General features: G+C 63.4%; 17 protein-coding genes. 9 read left to right on the top strand and 8 right to left on the bottom strand.

The genetic code is table 11. The features are described 5' to 3' along the window. Positions 1-25: 25 nt before the first annotated feature. On the bottom strand, positions 26-523 hold the full coding sequence (locus U0004_RS22845) for a pyridoxamine 5'-phosphate oxidase family protein (protein WP_070260468.1): 498 nt from the start codon (positions 521-523) through the stop codon (positions 26-28). Positions 524-803: 280 nt separating this feature from the next. Between U0004_RS22845 and U0004_RS22840 the strand changes: the two genes are divergently transcribed. From U0004_RS22840 to U0004_RS22815, 6 genes are all read left to right on the top strand, one after another. Next, positions 804-1,457, top strand: a complete 654-nt coding sequence (locus U0004_RS22840; protein WP_070260300.1) for a PepSY-associated TM helix domain-containing protein — start codon at positions 804-806, stop codon at positions 1,455-1,457. A 32-nt stretch (positions 1,458-1,489) separates the two neighbouring features. Further along, entirely contained in the window at positions 1,490-2,005 is a 516-nt protein-coding gene (locus U0004_RS22835) for a DUF2271 domain-containing protein (protein WP_034783417.1), read from the top strand. Between the two features lie 10 nt (positions 2,006-2,015). Continuing rightward, positions 2,016-2,840: a DUF4198 domain-containing protein gene (locus tag U0004_RS22830; RefSeq protein WP_034783418.1), complete on the top strand. Its 825-nt coding sequence runs from the start codon at positions 2,016-2,018 to the stop codon at positions 2,838-2,840. A 26-nt stretch (positions 2,841-2,866) separates the two neighbouring features. After that, positions 2,867-3,907: an FAD:protein FMN transferase gene (locus tag U0004_RS22825; RefSeq protein ID WP_070260298.1), complete on the top strand. Its 1,041-nt coding sequence runs from the start codon at positions 2,867-2,869 to the stop codon at positions 3,905-3,907. A 12-nt stretch (positions 3,908-3,919) separates the two neighbouring features. Then, a complete protein-coding gene (locus U0004_RS22820; protein ID WP_070260296.1) occupies positions 3,920-5,284 on the top strand; it encodes a sulfite reductase subunit alpha in 1,365 nt (454 codons plus the stop codon). A gap of 69 nt (positions 5,285-5,353) precedes the next feature. After that, entirely contained in the window at positions 5,354-5,905 is a 552-nt protein-coding gene (locus U0004_RS22815) for a glutathione peroxidase (protein ID WP_070260294.1), read from the top strand. Positions 5,906-5,908: 3 nt separating this feature from the next. On the opposite strand, the gene U0004_RS22810 is transcribed toward U0004_RS22815, so the two are convergent. The 6 genes from U0004_RS22810 to U0004_RS22785 all read right to left on the bottom strand — a co-directional run bounded on the left by U0004_RS22810 (position 5,909) and on the right by U0004_RS22785 (position 10,450). Beyond that, positions 5,909-7,135 (bottom strand): DUF2325 domain-containing protein, encoded by a 1,227-nt coding sequence (locus U0004_RS22810; protein ID WP_081345908.1) that lies wholly within the window; start codon positions 7,133-7,135, stop codon positions 5,909-5,911. Positions 7,136-7,174: 39 nt separating this feature from the next. Next, positions 7,175-7,501 (bottom strand): hypothetical protein, encoded by a 327-nt coding sequence (locus U0004_RS22805; RefSeq protein ID WP_070260285.1) that lies wholly within the window; start codon positions 7,499-7,501, stop codon positions 7,175-7,177. A gap of 85 nt (positions 7,502-7,586) precedes the next feature. Further along, positions 7,587-7,784: a hemin uptake protein HemP gene (hemP, locus tag U0004_RS22800; RefSeq protein WP_034750559.1), complete on the bottom strand. Its 198-nt coding sequence runs from the start codon at positions 7,782-7,784 to the stop codon at positions 7,587-7,589. A gap of 251 nt (positions 7,785-8,035) precedes the next feature. Then, positions 8,036-8,842, bottom strand: coding sequence for a Crp/Fnr family transcriptional regulator (locus U0004_RS22795; protein ID WP_034783488.1), 807 nt, complete (start codon positions 8,840-8,842; stop codon positions 8,036-8,038). 340 nt (positions 8,843-9,182) lie between these two features. Next, positions 9,183-9,827: a response regulator gene (locus U0004_RS22790; RefSeq protein WP_034783426.1), complete on the bottom strand. Its 645-nt coding sequence runs from the start codon at positions 9,825-9,827 to the stop codon at positions 9,183-9,185. A 155-nt stretch (positions 9,828-9,982) separates the two neighbouring features. Then, a complete protein-coding gene (locus tag U0004_RS22785; RefSeq protein ID WP_070260284.1) occupies positions 9,983-10,450 on the bottom strand; it encodes a universal stress protein in 468 nt (155 codons plus the stop codon). 478 nt (positions 10,451-10,928) lie between these two features. Between U0004_RS22785 and U0004_RS22780 the strand changes: the two genes are divergently transcribed. Both U0004_RS22780 and U0004_RS22775 read left to right on the top strand, forming a co-directional pair. Further along, positions 10,929-11,801, top strand: a complete 873-nt coding sequence (locus U0004_RS22780; RefSeq protein WP_115057563.1) for a protein phosphatase CheZ — start codon at positions 10,929-10,931, stop codon at positions 11,799-11,801. Beyond that, the gene (locus U0004_RS22775) at positions 11,801-13,690 is read left to right on the top strand and encodes a chemotaxis protein CheA (protein WP_115057562.1); all 1,890 of its coding nucleotides are present in this window, start codon (positions 11,801-11,803) and stop codon (positions 13,688-13,690) included. Before U0004_RS22780 ends, U0004_RS22775 begins: the two co-directional genes overlap by 1 nt. Before the next feature lie 64 nt (positions 13,691-13,754). On the opposite strand, the gene U0004_RS22770 is transcribed toward U0004_RS22775, so the two are convergent. Then, a complete protein-coding gene (locus U0004_RS22770) occupies positions 13,755-14,885 on the bottom strand; it encodes a S41 family peptidase (RefSeq protein ID WP_070260646.1) in 1,131 nt (376 codons plus the stop codon). A gap of 329 nt (positions 14,886-15,214) precedes the next feature. Here U0004_RS22770 and leuC point away from each other — a divergent pair, with 329 nt between their 5' ends. Continuing rightward, positions 15,215-16,618, top strand: a complete 1,404-nt coding sequence (leuC, locus tag U0004_RS22765; protein ID WP_070260648.1) for a 3-isopropylmalate dehydratase large subunit — start codon at positions 15,215-15,217, stop codon at positions 16,616-16,618.

Raw genomic sequence — 16,618 nt, 5'->3', positions numbered from 1 at the left:
GGCGCGGGTAACATTGGCGACTCGGCTACAGATCGACCCTGCCGTGTTCGCCCAAGTCCTTCGGCGGCTCGCCCGTAATGGCGGCCTTGGCCATTTCATAGAATTGCATCATCTTGCTGGCGCTGCTATCCCAGTATTCTGCCGACTGGATCGTCACCTTGATCAGCGACAGCTTCGGATCGTCGAGTCCGCCCGGGAACCAGGCTTTGACCAGCGGGTTCCACAATTCCTCCGCCTTGGCGCGGTCCTTCAGCAGCTGCGCGTGGCCGCAGACGGATACATACAGGCTGTCGCCCGTGTCGACAAAGCTGACATTGACTTGTGGATTGTTCAGCAAGTCGCGCGTGTAGGCGGCCTCATCCGAGACAAAGAACCAGATTTGCCCTTCCTTGTCGACCTGCTGCTGCGTCAGCGGCCGGCTGGTGAGGGTGCGCATGTCGTCGCTGGTGGTCAGCATGCCGAATTTGACATCCTTGATCTTGGCCGCGATGCTGGCCAGTTGTTCGCTGGAATACGCTTGCATGTTGTGCTCCTGTTTGATTGTCCTGAACAACAGCATAGGCGGGCATGGCTCGCGGCTCTGTACGGCAGCTTACGTAGCGGCGCGCATGGCCCTGTCGTGTTGTGCATGTTTCAAAGCTGTTACAAAACGCTGGCCCGGCGGGGCGCCCCATGTATTGACTTAATAAATGATAATCATTATCATTTGTTTGAAAATGTAGGCATGAACTTTGATTGAAGGATGGGAATGAAGCACACTGACTTGTCGCGCCACCTGGCCCGCTCCTTGCCGGGAGCGCTCGATGGCTAATGCGGGCGCCGCAGACAAGGCCAAGAACAACGCCAGCCGCGCCGTCTGGCTGAAGAACTTGCATCAATGGCACTGGATCAGCTCAGCGCTTTGCCTGCTGGGCATGTTTTTGTTCGCCATCACCGGCATCACCCTGAACCATGCAGGCCAGATCGAATCCAAGCCGGCGATCACGCGCCAGAAGGCGGCGTTGCCGGCACCCCTCGTCACGCAACTGGCCGCGTATGCCGCCAAGCACGATGGCGCCAATGCGCCCATGCCGGCCGCCGCCGAAGCCTGGCTCAAGCAGCAATGGTCGCTCAATGCGGGCGGCCGTCCCGCGGAATGGTCGCTCGACGAAGTGTATTTGCCGCTGCCCAAGGCGGGCGGCGATGCCTGGGTGCGCATCGGCCTGGAAGACGGGGCCGCCGAATATGAATTGACGGACCGGGGCTGGGTATCTTGGCTCAACGATGTCCACAAGGGCCGCAACACGGGCGTGGCCTGGAGTTGGTTCATCGACATCTTTGCCGGCGCCTGCATCGTGTTTTGCCTGACGGGGCTATTGATTTTGAAGTTCCACGCGGCCAACCGGCCATTTACCTGGCCGATGGTTGGTCTCGGTATCTTGATACCTTGCGCGATCGCCTTGCTGTTTATTCACTGATCGTTTTTATTTTTCCTTTTTACAGGCACACCATGAAATTACGCTACTCCCTGGCGCTTGGCCTTCCCCTGATCGGCACTTCGGCGATGGCGGCCGACCTGGCCCTCAAGATTGAAATCCCGCAACTGAACGTGGCGGAGTACCACCGTCCCTACGTGGCGGCATGGCTGGAAACGGCCGATCAAAAGGTCGTCGGCAATCTGACGGTGCTGTATGACGTGAAAAAGAAGGACAAGGCCGGCGAAAAATGGCTGAAGGACATGCGTCAATGGTGGCGCAAGAGCGGCCGTGACCTGGCCATGCCCGTTGACGGCGTCAGCGGCGCCACGCGTGCGCCGGGCGAACATACCCTGACTTTCCCCGGTGCCAAGGCCTTGCTCGACAAGCTGCCGGCCGGCGAATACCAGGTGGTGGTGGAAGCGGCGCGCGAAGCGGGTGGACGCGAACTGGTGCGCGTGCCGTTCCAGTGGCCGCTGAAGTCGGCCCAGTCCGTGCCTGCCAAAGGCAAGGAAGAACTCGGCAATGTCGTCGTCCAACTCAAACCATAAGGCGCACATCATGTTCAATCGATTCAACCAATCCCTGATCGCCCTGGCCCTGGCCGGCCTGGCCATGAACGCCCACGCCCACCGCGGCTGGATGGTGCCATCGAGCACGATGGTGGAAAGCAAGGACGCCTGGGTGACGGTGGACGCAGCCGTGTCCGACGGCCTGTTCGAGATCGACCACCAGCCGCTGCGCCTGGACGCGCTGCAAGTCACCGGTCCGGACGGCGCCAAAGTCACGCCGGCGAACACGGTCACGGGCCGTTTGCGCAGCGTTTTCGATGTGAAAATGGAAAAACCTGGCACGTATAAAGCGGCCATCGTGTCGCAAAACGTGATGGGCAGCTACAAGCTCAATGGCGAGCAGAAGCGTTTCCGTGGCAACGAGGAAACGTTCAAGAAGGAAGTGCCGGCTGACGCGCAAGAACTGAAAATCACGCGCACGGCAGCGCGCCTGGAAACCTTCTTCAGCAATGGCGAAACCAGCACGGAAGTGTTCAAGCCGACAGGCGTGGGCCTGGAATTCGTGCCGGTGACGCACCCGAACGACTTGCGCGCCGGCGAGAAAGCCACGTGGCGCTTCCTGGTCGACGGCAAGCCGGCGGCGAACCAGGCCTTCAGCCTCGTGCCAGGCGGCGTGCGCTACCGTGGCGTGCTCGGTGAAATCCGCCAGAGCACGGATGCCAAGGGCGAGATCACGTTTACGGTCCCGGCTGCCGGCATGTACTACCTGAGCAGCACCTGGCCAGCGGCCGCACCGGCCGTGGCCGGCCAGCCGCCAGCCATGCCCGAGCGCCGCATGACGTACGCGGCCACCGTGGAAGTGTTGCCGCAGTAAGCGGCGGCATCGTCACGAGAGCGTCGATGCGCCGGGTCCTGCTGCCGCAGCATATTTCCGATCAGGTCGCGCCGCCCGGCGCCGCGATCCGGGACTTGCGCGGCCTGAGCATGGGTACCAGCTGGTCGGTACGCCTGCTCGAGTCCGCCATGCCGGGACGTGCGGGCAGCGCCGACTTGCAGCAGGGCTTGCAGCAGCAGCTGGACCTGGTGGTGGCGCAAATGAGCCACTGGAGCGACGAGTCCGACCTGGGCCGCTTCAACCGGGCCGAGCCTGGCAGCTGGCACAGCCTGCCCGCCGCGTTTTGCGAGGTGTTGGGCTTTGCCATGCACGTGTCGCAAGCGTCCGGCGGCGCGTACGATCCGTGTGCGGGCGCGCTCGTCAACCTGTGGGGCTTCGGCCCCCGCAACCGTTATGACGAGCCTGGCTTCCTGCCGCCGAAAGACGATACCGTGGCGCTGCTGCTGGCGCAGCGCCAGCGCCGCCGCCTGGAACTCGACTTGCCGGCCCGCCGCGCGCGCCAGCCGGGCGGCTTGCAGCTCGATTTGTCCGCCGTGGCCAAGGGCTATGGCGTGGACCGCCTGGCCCGCTACCTGGACAGTCAGGGCATCCACCATTACCTGGTGGAAGTGGGCGGCGAGCTGCGCGGCGCCGGCAGCAAGCCCGATGGCCAGCCGTGGTGGGTCATGCTGGAACAGGCCGATAGCGCCGCCGATAGTGCCGATAATGCACAGCATCCGGCGGAAATGCTGCTGGCGCTGCACGGCTTGTCCGTGGCGACCTCGGGCGACTACCGGCGTTTCTTCCAGGACGGGACAGTTCGCTTCTCACACACCATCGATCCGCGCAGCGGCATGCCGATCGCCAATCAACTCGCTTCCGTCACCGTCGTGCATGCCGAATGCATGGCGGCCGATGCCTGGTCGACGGCCCTGACCGTGCTGGGGCCGGAAGCCGGCATGGCGCTGGCCGAAGAGCAGGGCCTGGCCGCGCGCTTCCTGCAGCGCGACGGCGAGGGCTACCACGAAACGCTGAGCAGCCACATGCTGGCCATGCTCGACGAATGAACGATTGATTCCATGATTTTTACGCACGATACGACGCGGCTGGCCTTGCTGGCGGCCCTGTCCCTCAGTTATGCGGGCGTGTGCCTGGCGCCCTGGCTGCGCGCGCGCGCCAAGCGCCGCGCGTCCGACGCCGCCAGGGCGGCGCTGGCCAACAGTCCCGCCTGGCTGGTGGCGTACGCGAGCCAGACGGGCAATGCCGAGGAACTGGCCACGCAAACGGCGCAGAGCCTGCAACTGGCCGGCATCCCCGTGCGCCTGTGTGCGCTGGCCGACCTCACGGCCAAGGATCTGCAACAAGCCGAGCGGGCCTTGTTCCTGGTCAGCACCTATGGCGAAGGCGACGCGCCCGACAATGCGGCCGCCTTCATGGGCCGCTTGATGACGGGCGAGCTGGCGCTGCCGCAATTGCATTATGCCGTGCTGGCCCTGGGCGACCGCAGCTATGGCCATTATTGCGGCTTCGGCCGCGCGCTCGATGCCTGGCTGGCGGCGCAGGGCGGGTCGCGCCTGTTCGAACGCATCGAAGTCGACCGCAGCGCCAGCGCCGCCATCGAGCAATGGTTCCAGCACCTGAGCCACCTGGCCGGCACCAGCGACGCGCCCGACTGGAGCGCGCCCGCCTTCGGCGACTGGCGTTTGACGCAGCGGCGCCACCTCAACCCTGGCAGCGCCGGCGGCGCCATCTACCACGTGGAACTGGCGCCGGTGGCGGGCAGCTTGCCTGACTGGCAATCGGGCGACCTGGTGCAGGTGACCGCCCCGGCCGACCCGTCGCAGCCGCGCGAATACTCGATCGCTTCGATTCCGCATGATGGCAGCGTGCACTTGCTGGTGCGCCAGCATGCGCATCCCGATGGCAGCCTGGGCCTGGCCTCGGGCTGGCTCACGGCGCAGGCCAAGGTCGGCGACGTGGTGCAGTTGCGCCTGCGCCAGCACAAACGCTTCCGCCTGGAAGACAATGCCCGGCGGCCATTAATTCTGATCGGCAACGGCAGCGGCATCGCCGGCTTGCGCGGCCACCTGAAGAGCCGCGTGATGGCGGGGCAGCGGCGCAACTGGCTGATCTTTGGCGAGCGCAACCTGGCCCACGATTTCCATTATCGCGAGGAAATTGAGCGCTGGCACGCCAGCGGCGACTTGCCGCGCCTGGACCTGGCGTTTTCGCGCGACCAGGCGGAGCGGACCTACGTGCAGGACCGCCTGCGCGGCAATGCCGACGAGGTGAAACTGTGGCTGGAACAGGGCGCCGCCATCTACATTTGCGGCAGCCTGGCCGGTATGGCGGGCGGCGTCGACCAGGCCCTGCAAGAGATGCTGGGCCGGCCCGCGCTCGACGCGCTGGCGGCCGAAGGGCGCTACCGGCGCGACGTGTATTGAGTTTTTGACGCCGCCAGCGCGTTCGCGCACACACGGCTATCATGATTGTTTCATCCGAGGAGACACATCATGAGCGACAGCATTTACGACATTCCCTTGCGCCGCATCAATGGCGAACCCACCAGCCTGGACGCCTATCGCGGCAAGGTCGTGCTGGTGGTCAATGTGGCCTCCGCCTGCGGCTTGACGCCGCAGTACGAAGGACTGGAAAAACTCTACGCCGACAAGCAGGCCGAGGGCCTGGTGGTGGCCGGTTTTCCCGCCAATGAATTCGGTGCGCAGGAGCCGGGCACCAATGCCGAGATCGCGGACTTTTGCCGTGGCACGTTTGGCGTGCAATTTCCCATGTTTGAGAAAATTGTCGTCAAGGGTCCGGGCCAGCATCCGCTGTACCAGCGCCTGGTGCAAGAGCAGCCGCGGGCGCAGGAAAAGCCGGGCAGCGATTTCCGCGCCAAGCTGGCCGGTTACGGCATCACGCAGGAGCAGCCCAGCGACGTGTTGTGGAATTTCGAGAAGTTTTTGATCAGCAAGGACGGCAAGGTGGTGGGGCGTTTCGCGCCCGACACCACGACCGATGATGCGATCTTGCGCGAAGCCATCGCGCGCGAGTTGCAGGCCTAGGTTTTAGTCGGAGGCGTCCAGTGCGGCTGGCTCCATCTCGCCACTGACTTCCTGCAAGCCCCGTGCCAGGCTGGAGATGCTGGGGTTGTCGATGAAGACGCAGCGCTTGCCCGTGCGCTTGCAATAATCCTTGACGCGCCAGTAGGCGCTGTGACTGATGCAGCCCGTCTGGCAAATCACCAGGTCGGCCGCCGCCAGGCTCGAATCGAGCAGGTTGGCATTGTCTTCCAGGCCGCCGTCGTGGTGGGCGAATTGCGCGCCGACCCGCTCGATCAGGGCGCGGTAGGTGGCGACATTTCCGCTGCGCCCGCCCACGCACAGGACGCTTTGATCGACCAGGCGGATCGGCATTTTCAGCTTGCCGCCGGTCGGCACTTCCAGCTTCGGCGCCGGTGGCGGCGCGGCAGCGGCCGGGCGTGGCTGGGCCTGCTTTAATTCCACGATTTGCTGGCGCAATTCCTTTTCGCGCTCATCCATTTGCGCCAGGCGTTCGACCAGGCGCGTGCGCGATTCCAGCGCCGGGATGGCGGCCTGCAATTGCGCCAGTTCCGCGCGCAAGCCATCGATCACGCTATCCTTGCCGATGGCCTCGGCACGCGTGCGCAGCAGCACGGCTTCCTGGCGCTCCAGCTCGCCCGTTTTTTCCATCAGTGCGGCCTGGCTGCGCTGTTGCAGCTTGGCCAGTTCGTGCGCCAGGCGCGCGTTTTCTTCCTGCAAGGCCGTAAATTTGCTCATGTCGGCGCGCACGCAGGCGCCGGCCTGGTGCTGGATCATGTGCAAGTCTCTGCACATCTGCTCTTCCAGCTCGGCATCGCAGCGCGGGTGCGTCAGGCCAGCCCAGAAGGCGCCCGACACGTCGCCGTTGGCGACGGCCGTGCGCCACAGTTGCGCTACCTGCTCCGTGGTCTTGGCGCCGCGAAAGCGCAGGATGACGGGAGCGTAGCGGCGTTCGAGTTCCTTTTGCAGCGCTTCGGACAGGCGGTTGCGCGCGCCGCATTCCGTCACGGCGCCCACGTGCACTTCGTAGTCGTCTGCCAGCACGCGCCCGCCCGTCATCTTGCCCACCAGCTTGCGCAGGTAGCCCAATGGCAAGCCCACGCCGACCAGCGGACAATGGCAGGTATGCGACAGTTCCCACAGCCGGCGGCGGCGCGAAGCGAGCGCGGCCGTTTCGGCTCCGTCGCTGGAACAATTGCTGATGACGGGCAAGGACTGGTCTTTGTCACACATGGCGGTATCCTGTTGGGCGGTGGCAGTGTTGAAGAGAAATTATTGCGGCAGGGGCGAGGCAGGGCGCTTGGCGCTCAGCATGCGTGCCAGGCGCTCCAGCAATGTGGTCTTCGGCGGCGCGGGCCGGTGCAGCGCCACCAGGGCGGCCCACTGCTGCGACAGCTGCTGGCACGTCGCTTGCAGCACGGGGCCCAGGCCGGGCGAATTCGACAGCACTTGCAGATGGCGTTCGATGACACCGGCCAGTTTCTCGCAGGGACTGCCCGCATGGTAGTGCGACATCAGATGCAGCACGGCCGACAGCAGCAATTCAGGCTGTTGGCCTTGCGGGGAAGGAAACATCGTGGAAGGTCGGTCGTTCGCCATCAAACACTCCTGTGCGGTGGTTTGGCTGGCTGCGCGCACGGAGCGCGACTGGCTGGCGAGTGTGGTGACTGGCTGCCGTGCTGCTTCAGGCAGTCAGGATCAGCTTGTTCAACTGGGTGACGCGCAGACGATAGATCTTGCCGCTGTGCTCAATCTCCACTTCGCGGCCCTGCTGCAGCAGCGCTTCGCTGGTGATGCGGCGCGCCGGCTGGGCCATGCTGACGGGAGGACGGACGTGGGCGGTAGCGGCATCCTGGATCAAGGCTGGTTTTGAGCTTTGCATGTTGGGCTTTCTTTATCTCAGTTGAGAATGATTCGTATTTGCATTATTGTTGAATGTGGCCCGAAAAGCAAGGCTTATTTGTGTGGAATCCGCGCTTTTTTGCGGTGAGATGGCAGCGTGGAAGATGCTGCTGCGCAAAGGTGGCCGCTGGCGCGGCGCGGAAGGGGAGTGGCCGCAAAAAAGACCCGGCAAGGCGTTGCGCGCCTTGGCCGGGCCAAGCCTGTGCCAAGCTTGAAGAAATCGGGATGGCGCTAAATGGTGGCCAGCAATTGCGCCGAGGCGGTGGCGGCCGCGGTGGTATCGGCCTTGAGTTTGGCGGCGGCCAGCTGCTTGGCGCGCGAGCGCGACGGCGGCAAGCGGCGCAGGGTTTTCAGGGCATCCGGATCCTTGATGCCGATGGTGCGCTGGTCAACCGTGATGAGGCCAATTTCATTGAATGCGGACAAGGTGCGGCTGACCGTTTCCAGGGTCAGACCCAGGTAGCTGCCGATTTCATGGCGCGTCATGCGCAGGTTGAACAGCTTGCTCGAATAGCCCATCTGCGCGAAGCGGTCGGCCAGCGAGACGAGGAAGCGCGCTACGCGGGCTTCGGCGCTGAGGGCGCCCAGCATGCCGATCATGGCTTGCTCGCGCACGAGTTCGCGGCTCATCACGCCATACATGACGTTTTCCAGTTCCAGGTGCACCCTGCCCAGTGCCGTCAGCTTCTTGAACGGCAGCAGGATCAGGTCGCAGTCGGACAGGGCCACCGCTTCCGAGGAGTAATGGCGCGAGTGGATGCCGTCGACGCCCAGCATGTCGCCCTTCATGGGAAAGCTGAGTACCTGCTCATTGCCGAATTCATCGATGAGCACGGTTTTCAGGAAGCCTGAATTGACGATGTACAGGGTGTCGAACGGTTGGCCGATGGTATGCACGCGCTGGCCCGTCTTGAATTGCACGTGCTGGAACAGCAGTTCGTCAGCGGCGATGGTGCAGGCGCTGGAGATATGCAGCAAGTCGCACACCTCCTTCAGGTTCGACCAGAGCCGACCCTGGCGCTGGCGTCCCGCTTCCATCGGGGAGGAAGGGGCCAGCGACGGTGAGGCAGCGCGGGTGTCGGGCGTTTGCGTGGACAGCATGTTCATCTCCTGGTGACAGGTAGTTCAGAGTTGAATGACGGGGTGCTCGGGGCGGCGGGCGGGCAAGGGTCGGCGGCGCGCGTCCAGGCAGGTAATGCTCAATTCGCTGAAGACTTGCTGTGTGATGAAATAACTTTCCAGCAACTTGATGACTGGTTTCAGTATGCCAACAACCGTATGCAATTAATATCAGCAGTGGCTGAATATGGCAGTAGGAGCTGCGGTAGGTGAGGTAGGATTGTTCCTACAGTTGGCGCGCGGGCGCGCGCCAGGAGGATCACGTCTTGAAGGGCGATAGCAGGCGGTGCGCGACGGCATACTGGACCATTTCCGATAGGGAACTCATGCCCATTTTTTGCATGATGCGCGTCTTGTGCGTACTCACCGTCTTCACGCTCAGATGCAGGTTGTTGGCAATTTCCGTGATCGACTTGCCGGCCACCAGCAGGGAAAAGACTTCGAATTCGCGGTCCGACAACTGTTTATGCAGCAAGCTTTCATTCGGCATCATGATGTTGAGCACGAGCTGCTCCGCCACCTCGGCGCTGATGTAGGGGCGTCCCGACGCCACCTTGTGGATGGCGCCCACGAGCTGGGTGCCCGCGCTTTCCTTGGTCAGATAGCCTTGCGCGCCGGCGCGGATGGCGCGCACCGCATATTGCTCTTCCTCGTGCATGGTGAGGATCAGGATGGACAGCTTGGGCGCCTCGCTGCGGATTTGCCGGATCAGGTCGACGCCGCTGCGGCCCGGCATCGACAGGTCGAGCAGCAGCAGGTCGAAGCCGCCCTGGCGCACGTGGTTGAGGACTTCAAACCCGTCGATGGCCTCACCCACGATGTCGATATCCGGCGCGCCGTCAAGGATGCGCTTTAATCCTTCACGCATGATGGTGTGGTCGTCGGCAATCACAATACGTATCATAGGCGGGCAATCTGGTGGCGTGTAATCTGCTGTGTCCGTTACCGGACAATCAAATGTTAAGAAACGAGAAATGTTGTCATTTTAACTGAAGTGGCCGCACGTTTGCCTTTTTCTTGCTGTGCCGGCAACGGCGGCCTCCGTGGCCATGTGACCCCTTATTTTGCCGGGGGTTCCTTGATCAGCCTATGCACGAGCACGGGCAATTTCGAGTGCGACAGCACCTTGTTGGTGACGCTGCCCAGCAGCAACTGGCCCCAGCCGCTGCGGCCATGCGAGCCCATGAAGATCAGGTCGCATTGCTGCAATTGCGCCACTTCCACGATTTTCAGGGCCGGGCTGTCGGAAAAGGCCGTCAAGCCCGTCGCCTGCAGGCCCCGCTTGGCAGCCGCGTCGAGGATGGGCTGCCAGTGGTCGGCGCCCGCCTTGCGCATGGCGATGCGGTATTCCTCTTCGCTGGGATAGCTTGGCGGAATGATTTCGATATACACCGGGTATTGGTACTCGGGTGCCACGTACACGGCAAGGATGTCGGCGTGCATCTGTTCGGCAAAGGCAACGCCGGCGCAGGCCGTCAAGTTGGAGACGGTAGAGCCGTCCGTGGCGATCAGAATTTTCTTATACATGGCAGGTCCTTTGGCGATGACTCAGCGCGCGCAACGCCTCTTATTGTAGACGTGGCGGCAGCATTGTATTCATGTAAAGACTTGATAATTGTCAATACTACTGCACCTTCAGTATAGACAACATTGGCAGAAAGATCGTGTTTAAGGTGCAACGATGTCCCAGCGATATCCATATGGCGCTGTTGCGCAGGCGCCCGCGGGCAGGATTTCTTGTGCGGCGCGTGGTCTTGCACGCACGCCAATGGTAGTATTTCAAAATACAACAGCAGGAACACTTATTTCCTGGCGGAAAAGCTCTTGTGGGCCAGCTTTGCACCGGGAAGCGCGTTTTGAGATTTACCAACAGGGCGGCGCCCTGCTACACTCGCACCATCGCAGCGGTATTGCCTCAAATCATCTTAATCGAGAAATTGTGGGTATCAGTCTGTAAAACGCACAGTTCAGGCGGAATTTTGACAAATTATGGAGAAGCAGGGATATGACCAACGCCGCTGATGATTTCGATGCATTATTCGATGAAGTATCCGCGCAAAGCGCGGCCGCAGCCACGCCGGCGCCTGCCGCCGCGCCCGCTCCCGCCGTGATCGCGGATGACGATTTTGACGCGCTGTTCGACTCCGTGTCGGCCAGCGCCGCCGCACCGGCAGCTGCAGCCGCAGCGGCGCCGGTGGCTGCCGCGCCAGCCGCAGCGGAAGCGGCATCCGTGGCCGACGCCGACGCGCCTGGCGAAGCGGCCGATCCGGTCGATCAGTCCGACAAACCGATGTTCGAGCGCCTGGGCGGCATCGTGCGCCTGCTGCACGACTCGCTGCGCGAACTGGGCTACGACAAGGCATTGACGGAAGCGTCGTCGCAGATCGTCGACGCCCAGGACCGCCTGGAATATGTCGCCACCCTGACGGAGCAGGCCGCCAACAAGGTCCTGAATACGCTCGACGAAGGCATGCCGGCGCAAGACGTGCTGTCGAAGAAAGCCAAGGACATGGACAGCCGCTGGACAGCCTTGTTCGATGGCAAGCTGAGCCTGGAAGAATTCAAGGCCCTGGCCGGCGATTCACGCCAGTTCGCGCAAGCCGTTGCCGAAGCAACGGAAGCGGAAAAAGCACGCTTGCTGGAAATCATGATGGCCCAGGACTTCCAGGACATCACGGGCCAGCTGATCAAAAAAGTGGTCAACATCACCAAGACGGTGGAGCACGAGCTGGCTCAGCTGCTGCGCGACAACGCGCCGGCCGAGGTGCGCGAAAAGCTGGCGCAAAAGCCGGTGCCGCTGATGCAGGGCCCGTCCGTGCCGTCGGTGGCGCTGGACCAGGATAATGTAGACGACCTTCTTGCGGATTTGGGATTCTAATGGACGATATGCTCAAGGATTTCGTCGTTGAGGCGATGGATCTTGCGGTTAATGTTGAAGAGCACTTATTGCGCCTCGAGCGTGATCCTGACAACAAGGAAACACTGAATGCCGTGTTTCGTTCTTTCCACACCATCAAGGGTGGTGCCGGCTTCATGGGCTTGCCCGCGCTGGTGGCGGCCTGCCATCTGACGGAAAACCTGTTTGACGCCTTGCGCACGGGCGCCGCGCCGGTAACCCCCATCGCCATCGAGGCGGCGCTGCAAGCGTCCGGTTTCGTGGCCGACCAGCTGACGGAACTGGCGAATGGCGCCGCGCCGGAAAGCTTGCCGGCCATGCCGGAAGAGCTGGAACATATCCTGACGAACGCCATCGAAGGCAAGGGCATGGACGCGCCTGCGCCGGTCGCCGCCGTGGTGGCGGAAGTCGCCGTGGTCGTTGCCGAGGTCGCAGAAGTTGCCGTGGCCGCGCCCGCCGCCGTTTCCACCGCCGGCGCCGATGGCCTGGACTGGGAAGGCATGTATAACGCCGTCGTGCCCGAGGGCAGCCGGGTCGCTGCCGCGCCCGTGTCCGCCGTCGCCGCGGCACCTGCCGTCGTGGCCGCTGCTGCGCCCGCCGCTGCCGCTGCCGCCAAGCCGGCCGCCAAGGCCTGGGATGGCGCCGAGCGACGCGAAGAGCGTCCGGAAGTGCGCCATGCCGCGCCCGTCAAGGAAGACAGCATCCGCGTCGACGCCGTCAAGCTCGACGCCCTGCTGGAAGTGGCCGGCGAATCCGTGCAGGCCGCCAACCAGGCTGCCGTGCTGCTCGAGCGCTTGCTGCAATTCAAATTCGAAGGCCAGGCCGCCACCCTGATGGCGACTCTGGCGGAAACCCTGGAACGCGCTTCGCGCTACTCGACGGAACTGCAGCGGGCCACCCTGGCCACGCGCATGCAACCCGTGGGCCGTCTGTTCCAGAAATTCCCGCGCCTGGTGCGCGAGCTGGCGAAGGACCTGGGCAAGGATGTCGAGCTGACCATCGAGGGCGCGGAGACGGAAGTCGATCGCGTGGTGGTCGACAGCTTGTACGATCCGCTCGTGCACATGCTGCGCAACTCGCTCGACCATGGCGTCGAATCGCCGGAAGCGCGCCTGGCTGCCGGCAAACCCGCCAAGTCGTATATTTCACTGAAAGCATGGCAGGAAGCCAACAGTGTCATGATCGTGCTGCAGGATGACGGCAAGGGCATGGATCCGGCCTTCCTGCGCAGCAAGGCCCAGCAAAAGGGCTTGATCAGCGAAAACGCCCAATTGAGCAACGACGAATGCTTCCAGCTGGTGTTCCTGCCGGGCTTCTCGACCAAGGAAGTCGCGTCCAGCGTCTCCGGCCGTGGCGTGGGCATGGACGTGGTGAAAACGGCCGTGGAGAAAAACCGCGGCGCCATCCATATCGAGTCGGCGCTGGGCAAGGGCACGAAATTTGCCATCCGCCTGCCGATCGAACTGTCGATCGTGCCGACCATGCTGGTGTCGACGTCGGGTGCCGCGCTGGCGCTGCCGATGGCGGTGGTGCAACGCGTCGTCGAATTGCCGGAAACCTTCATGGAAGTGGGCGGCGCGCCCGTGCTGAAAGACCAGGGCTGTCCATTGCCCGTGCGGTCGCTGGCCGGCTCCCTGGGCTACGAATCGTGCAGCGAGCGCGTCGGCATCGTGGTCGCCGCGCCACAGCCGTACATCCTGGCCGTGGAAGCCGTCGATGGCACGGCCGACCTGGTGATCAAGCCGATGACGGCCATCACCGTGGAAGGCATCACGGGTACGGCCCGCTCGGCCGAGGGCGAGCTGGTGCTGGTTGTCGGCCTGTCGTTCCTGATGGATGGGTGCCGGGGGAGCGTCCGGTTGGCAGCTTAAGTCTTGCCTTATTCATTAGAAAGCCCGCCAGGTATAGCGGGCTTTTTTTATGGCGCCAGCGATGTCAGATGTTGTCCGGGCGTAGCGTGCCCCCTTCAAGCCAGCGCTGCACGCGCAGCACTTCCTGAGCGCGCTCCGCCTCGTCCTTCGGTGGCGGCAGGTAGATATCGGGCATGATGCCACCGAGATCCACCTGCAGCTGCGGCAAGCGGGCCGAGCGCGAGGTGGCGTATTGCAGGTGGCGCTGTCCCGATGGCAGGGCGTGCAGGCGCAGGTTGGAGTAGTCGAGTGCGCCGTAACTGTTGCGGCCGATCAATTTCACATGAAAACTTTGCCGCGCCGCCAGCAGGAATTCTTCGCAGGAGCTGGCGCAGTCGCGATCGACCAGTACGGCCACGCGCGCCGGCCGGCGCGGTTCCGGCGTGTCCGCGCGCATATAGCTGATGGTGCCGCTACCTTGCTGCGGTGCGTATTGGCCCGGCTTGACGCTGCGCATCTGCGTCACGGCCTGGGCCGCAAAGGCGGCGCAGGCCTGGTCGCCGGGCGCCAGCAGCGCGCAGACGTTTTCCTGGCCTTCGATATTGGCCGGCGTGGACAGCCATTCGGCGCCCATGCGGACGATCTCTCCCGAACTGATCCAGGATAGCAGCGGCGCATACGTGCTGTCGCTGCCGCCGCCGTTGCGGCGCACGTCGAGGATCCAGTTGGGGCGCGCCGCCAGTGCCGCGCGATGCGTATCGAGCAGGGCGGCCACGGCGGCGCGGTAGCTGCCGTGAAAGCTGGGCAAGGTCAGCAGTACAGTCGAGTCCGACAATATCCGCAGCGCCGGTTCCTTCGATGTTGCCGCCTGTCCCGGCGCGGCGGGCCGTGCTGGCGCCGGTTTGGCGATATCGAGCGCGCTGCCCGGCTTCACATGCAGGTGGCCCTTGCGCCACATGCGCGCATAGTTTTCCAGGACCGCATCGCAGGCATGGCCATCGGCCGCGCCGGCCGCCGCCGTGGTGGCCGTGGCCAGCGCCAGGTCGAAATACGCCTGTCCCTTTTGTTCCAGGTGCTGGCGCGCGCCCGTGTCATTTTCCAGCAGGAACGGCGCAATGGCGCGCAAGTCCTGTACGCATGTTTCTCCCGGCGTGGCCGCCGCCGCATGGGCGCCGGCCAGGGTCAGGGCGGCCAGCGCCAACAAGTTCAGTTTCATCGAAGTCCCCAGTGTGGTGGCGCGCGTGCGCCGGTCATTATTGTCGAAACACAATACACGAAAGATTGAGGAAAAAAACATGCCTTTCTGCCGCCGCCGTCAGTCCTTCGGCAAGCCGCGTGCGGATGGGCTTGTGATGGCGCTGATAAGCCGATATCGGCAATTTCCAGCTCATATCGAACAATGCGGCCAAACTTTGTATCGCCAATCCCACGCTTTTGCCTGTTTCGGTTCTGTATTCCCCAATATATGGCATAATCCTTGTGGATCACCGTATGACCTGGTATCACTTGATCACTTAAACAGGCTGTGGCAACGCTGCATAAATCATGATGAAGACGCTTTACGACAAACTTTGGGAATCCCACGTTGTTCGGGCCGAAGATGATGGCACGACAATTCTGTACATCGACCGGCACCTGCTGCACGAAGTCACCAGCCCGCAAGCCTTCGATGGCCTCAGCGTGGCGGGCCGCCAGCCGTGGCGCATTTCCGCCAACCTGGCCGTGGCCGACCATAACGTGCCCACCACCAGCCGCGTCGACGGCATTGCCGACCCGGTCTCGCGCCTGCAGGTGGAAACGCTGGACAAGAACGCCAAGTACTATGGCTTGACCTACTTCAACATGAACGACAAGCGCCAGGGTATCGTGCACGTGATCGGCCCCGAACAGGGCGCGACCCTGCCCGGCATGACGGTCGTCTGCGGCGACTCGCACACGTCCACGCACGGCGCCTTCGGCGCGCTGGCGCACGGCATCGGCACGTCCGAAGTGGAACACGTGCTGGCCACGCAAACCTTGCTGCAAAAGAAATCCAAATCCATGCTGGTGCAGGTCGACGGCGCCTTGCCGGCCGGCGTGACGGCCAAGGATATCGTGCTGGCCATCATCGGCAAGATCGGCACGGCCGGCGGCACGGGCTACTGTATCGAGTTCGGCGGCTCGGCCATCCGCGCGTTGTCGATGGAAGGCCGCATGACGGTGTGCAACATGGCCATCGAGGCGGGCGCACGGGCCGGCATCATCGGCGTGGATGACACCACCATCAATTACGTCAAGGGCCGTCCGTTTTCCCCGGCAGGTCCGCACTGGGAGCGCGCCGTGGCCTATTGGCGCACCCTGCATTCGGATCCTGGCGCCCGCTTCGACCTGGTCGTCACGCTCAACGCGGCAGACATCGTGCCGCAAGTGACCTGGGGCACCTCGCCCGAGATGGTGATCGGCGTCGATGGCCGCGTGCCGGACCCCGACCTGGAAAAAGACAGCGTCAAGCGCGATGCGATGGAAAAGGCGCTGGTTTACATGAACCTCAAGCCCAACACGGCCATCGAAGACATCCGCATCGACAAGGTATTCATCGGTTCCTGCACCAATTCGCGCATCGAGGATTTGCGCGCGGCGGCCGCCGTGGTGCGCGGCAAGTACCGCGCCTCGAACGTCACCCTGGCGCTGGTGGTGCCAGGTTCCGGCCTCGTCAAGGATCTGGCCGAGCGCGAGGGACTGGACCGCATCTTCAAGGATGCCGGCTTCGAGTGGCGCGAGCCGGGCTGCTCCATGTGCCTGGCCATGAATGCGGACCGCCTGGAGCCGGGCGAACGCTGCGCGTCTACGTCGAACCGCAACTTCGAAGGCCGGCAAGGGCAGGGCGGCCGTACCCACCTGGTGTCGCCCGCGATGGCGGCGGCGGCAGGCATCGCCGGCCACTTTGTCGACGTGCGGGGATTGCGATGA

It is taken from the genome of Janthinobacterium lividum (genome assembly GCF_034424625.1).
Lineage (GTDB): Bacteria > Pseudomonadota > Gammaproteobacteria > Burkholderiales > Burkholderiaceae_D > Janthinobacterium > Janthinobacterium lividum.
The sequence above is the reverse complement of the archived record's forward strand: the minus strand, read 5'-3'. Positions and strand labels throughout refer to the sequence as shown.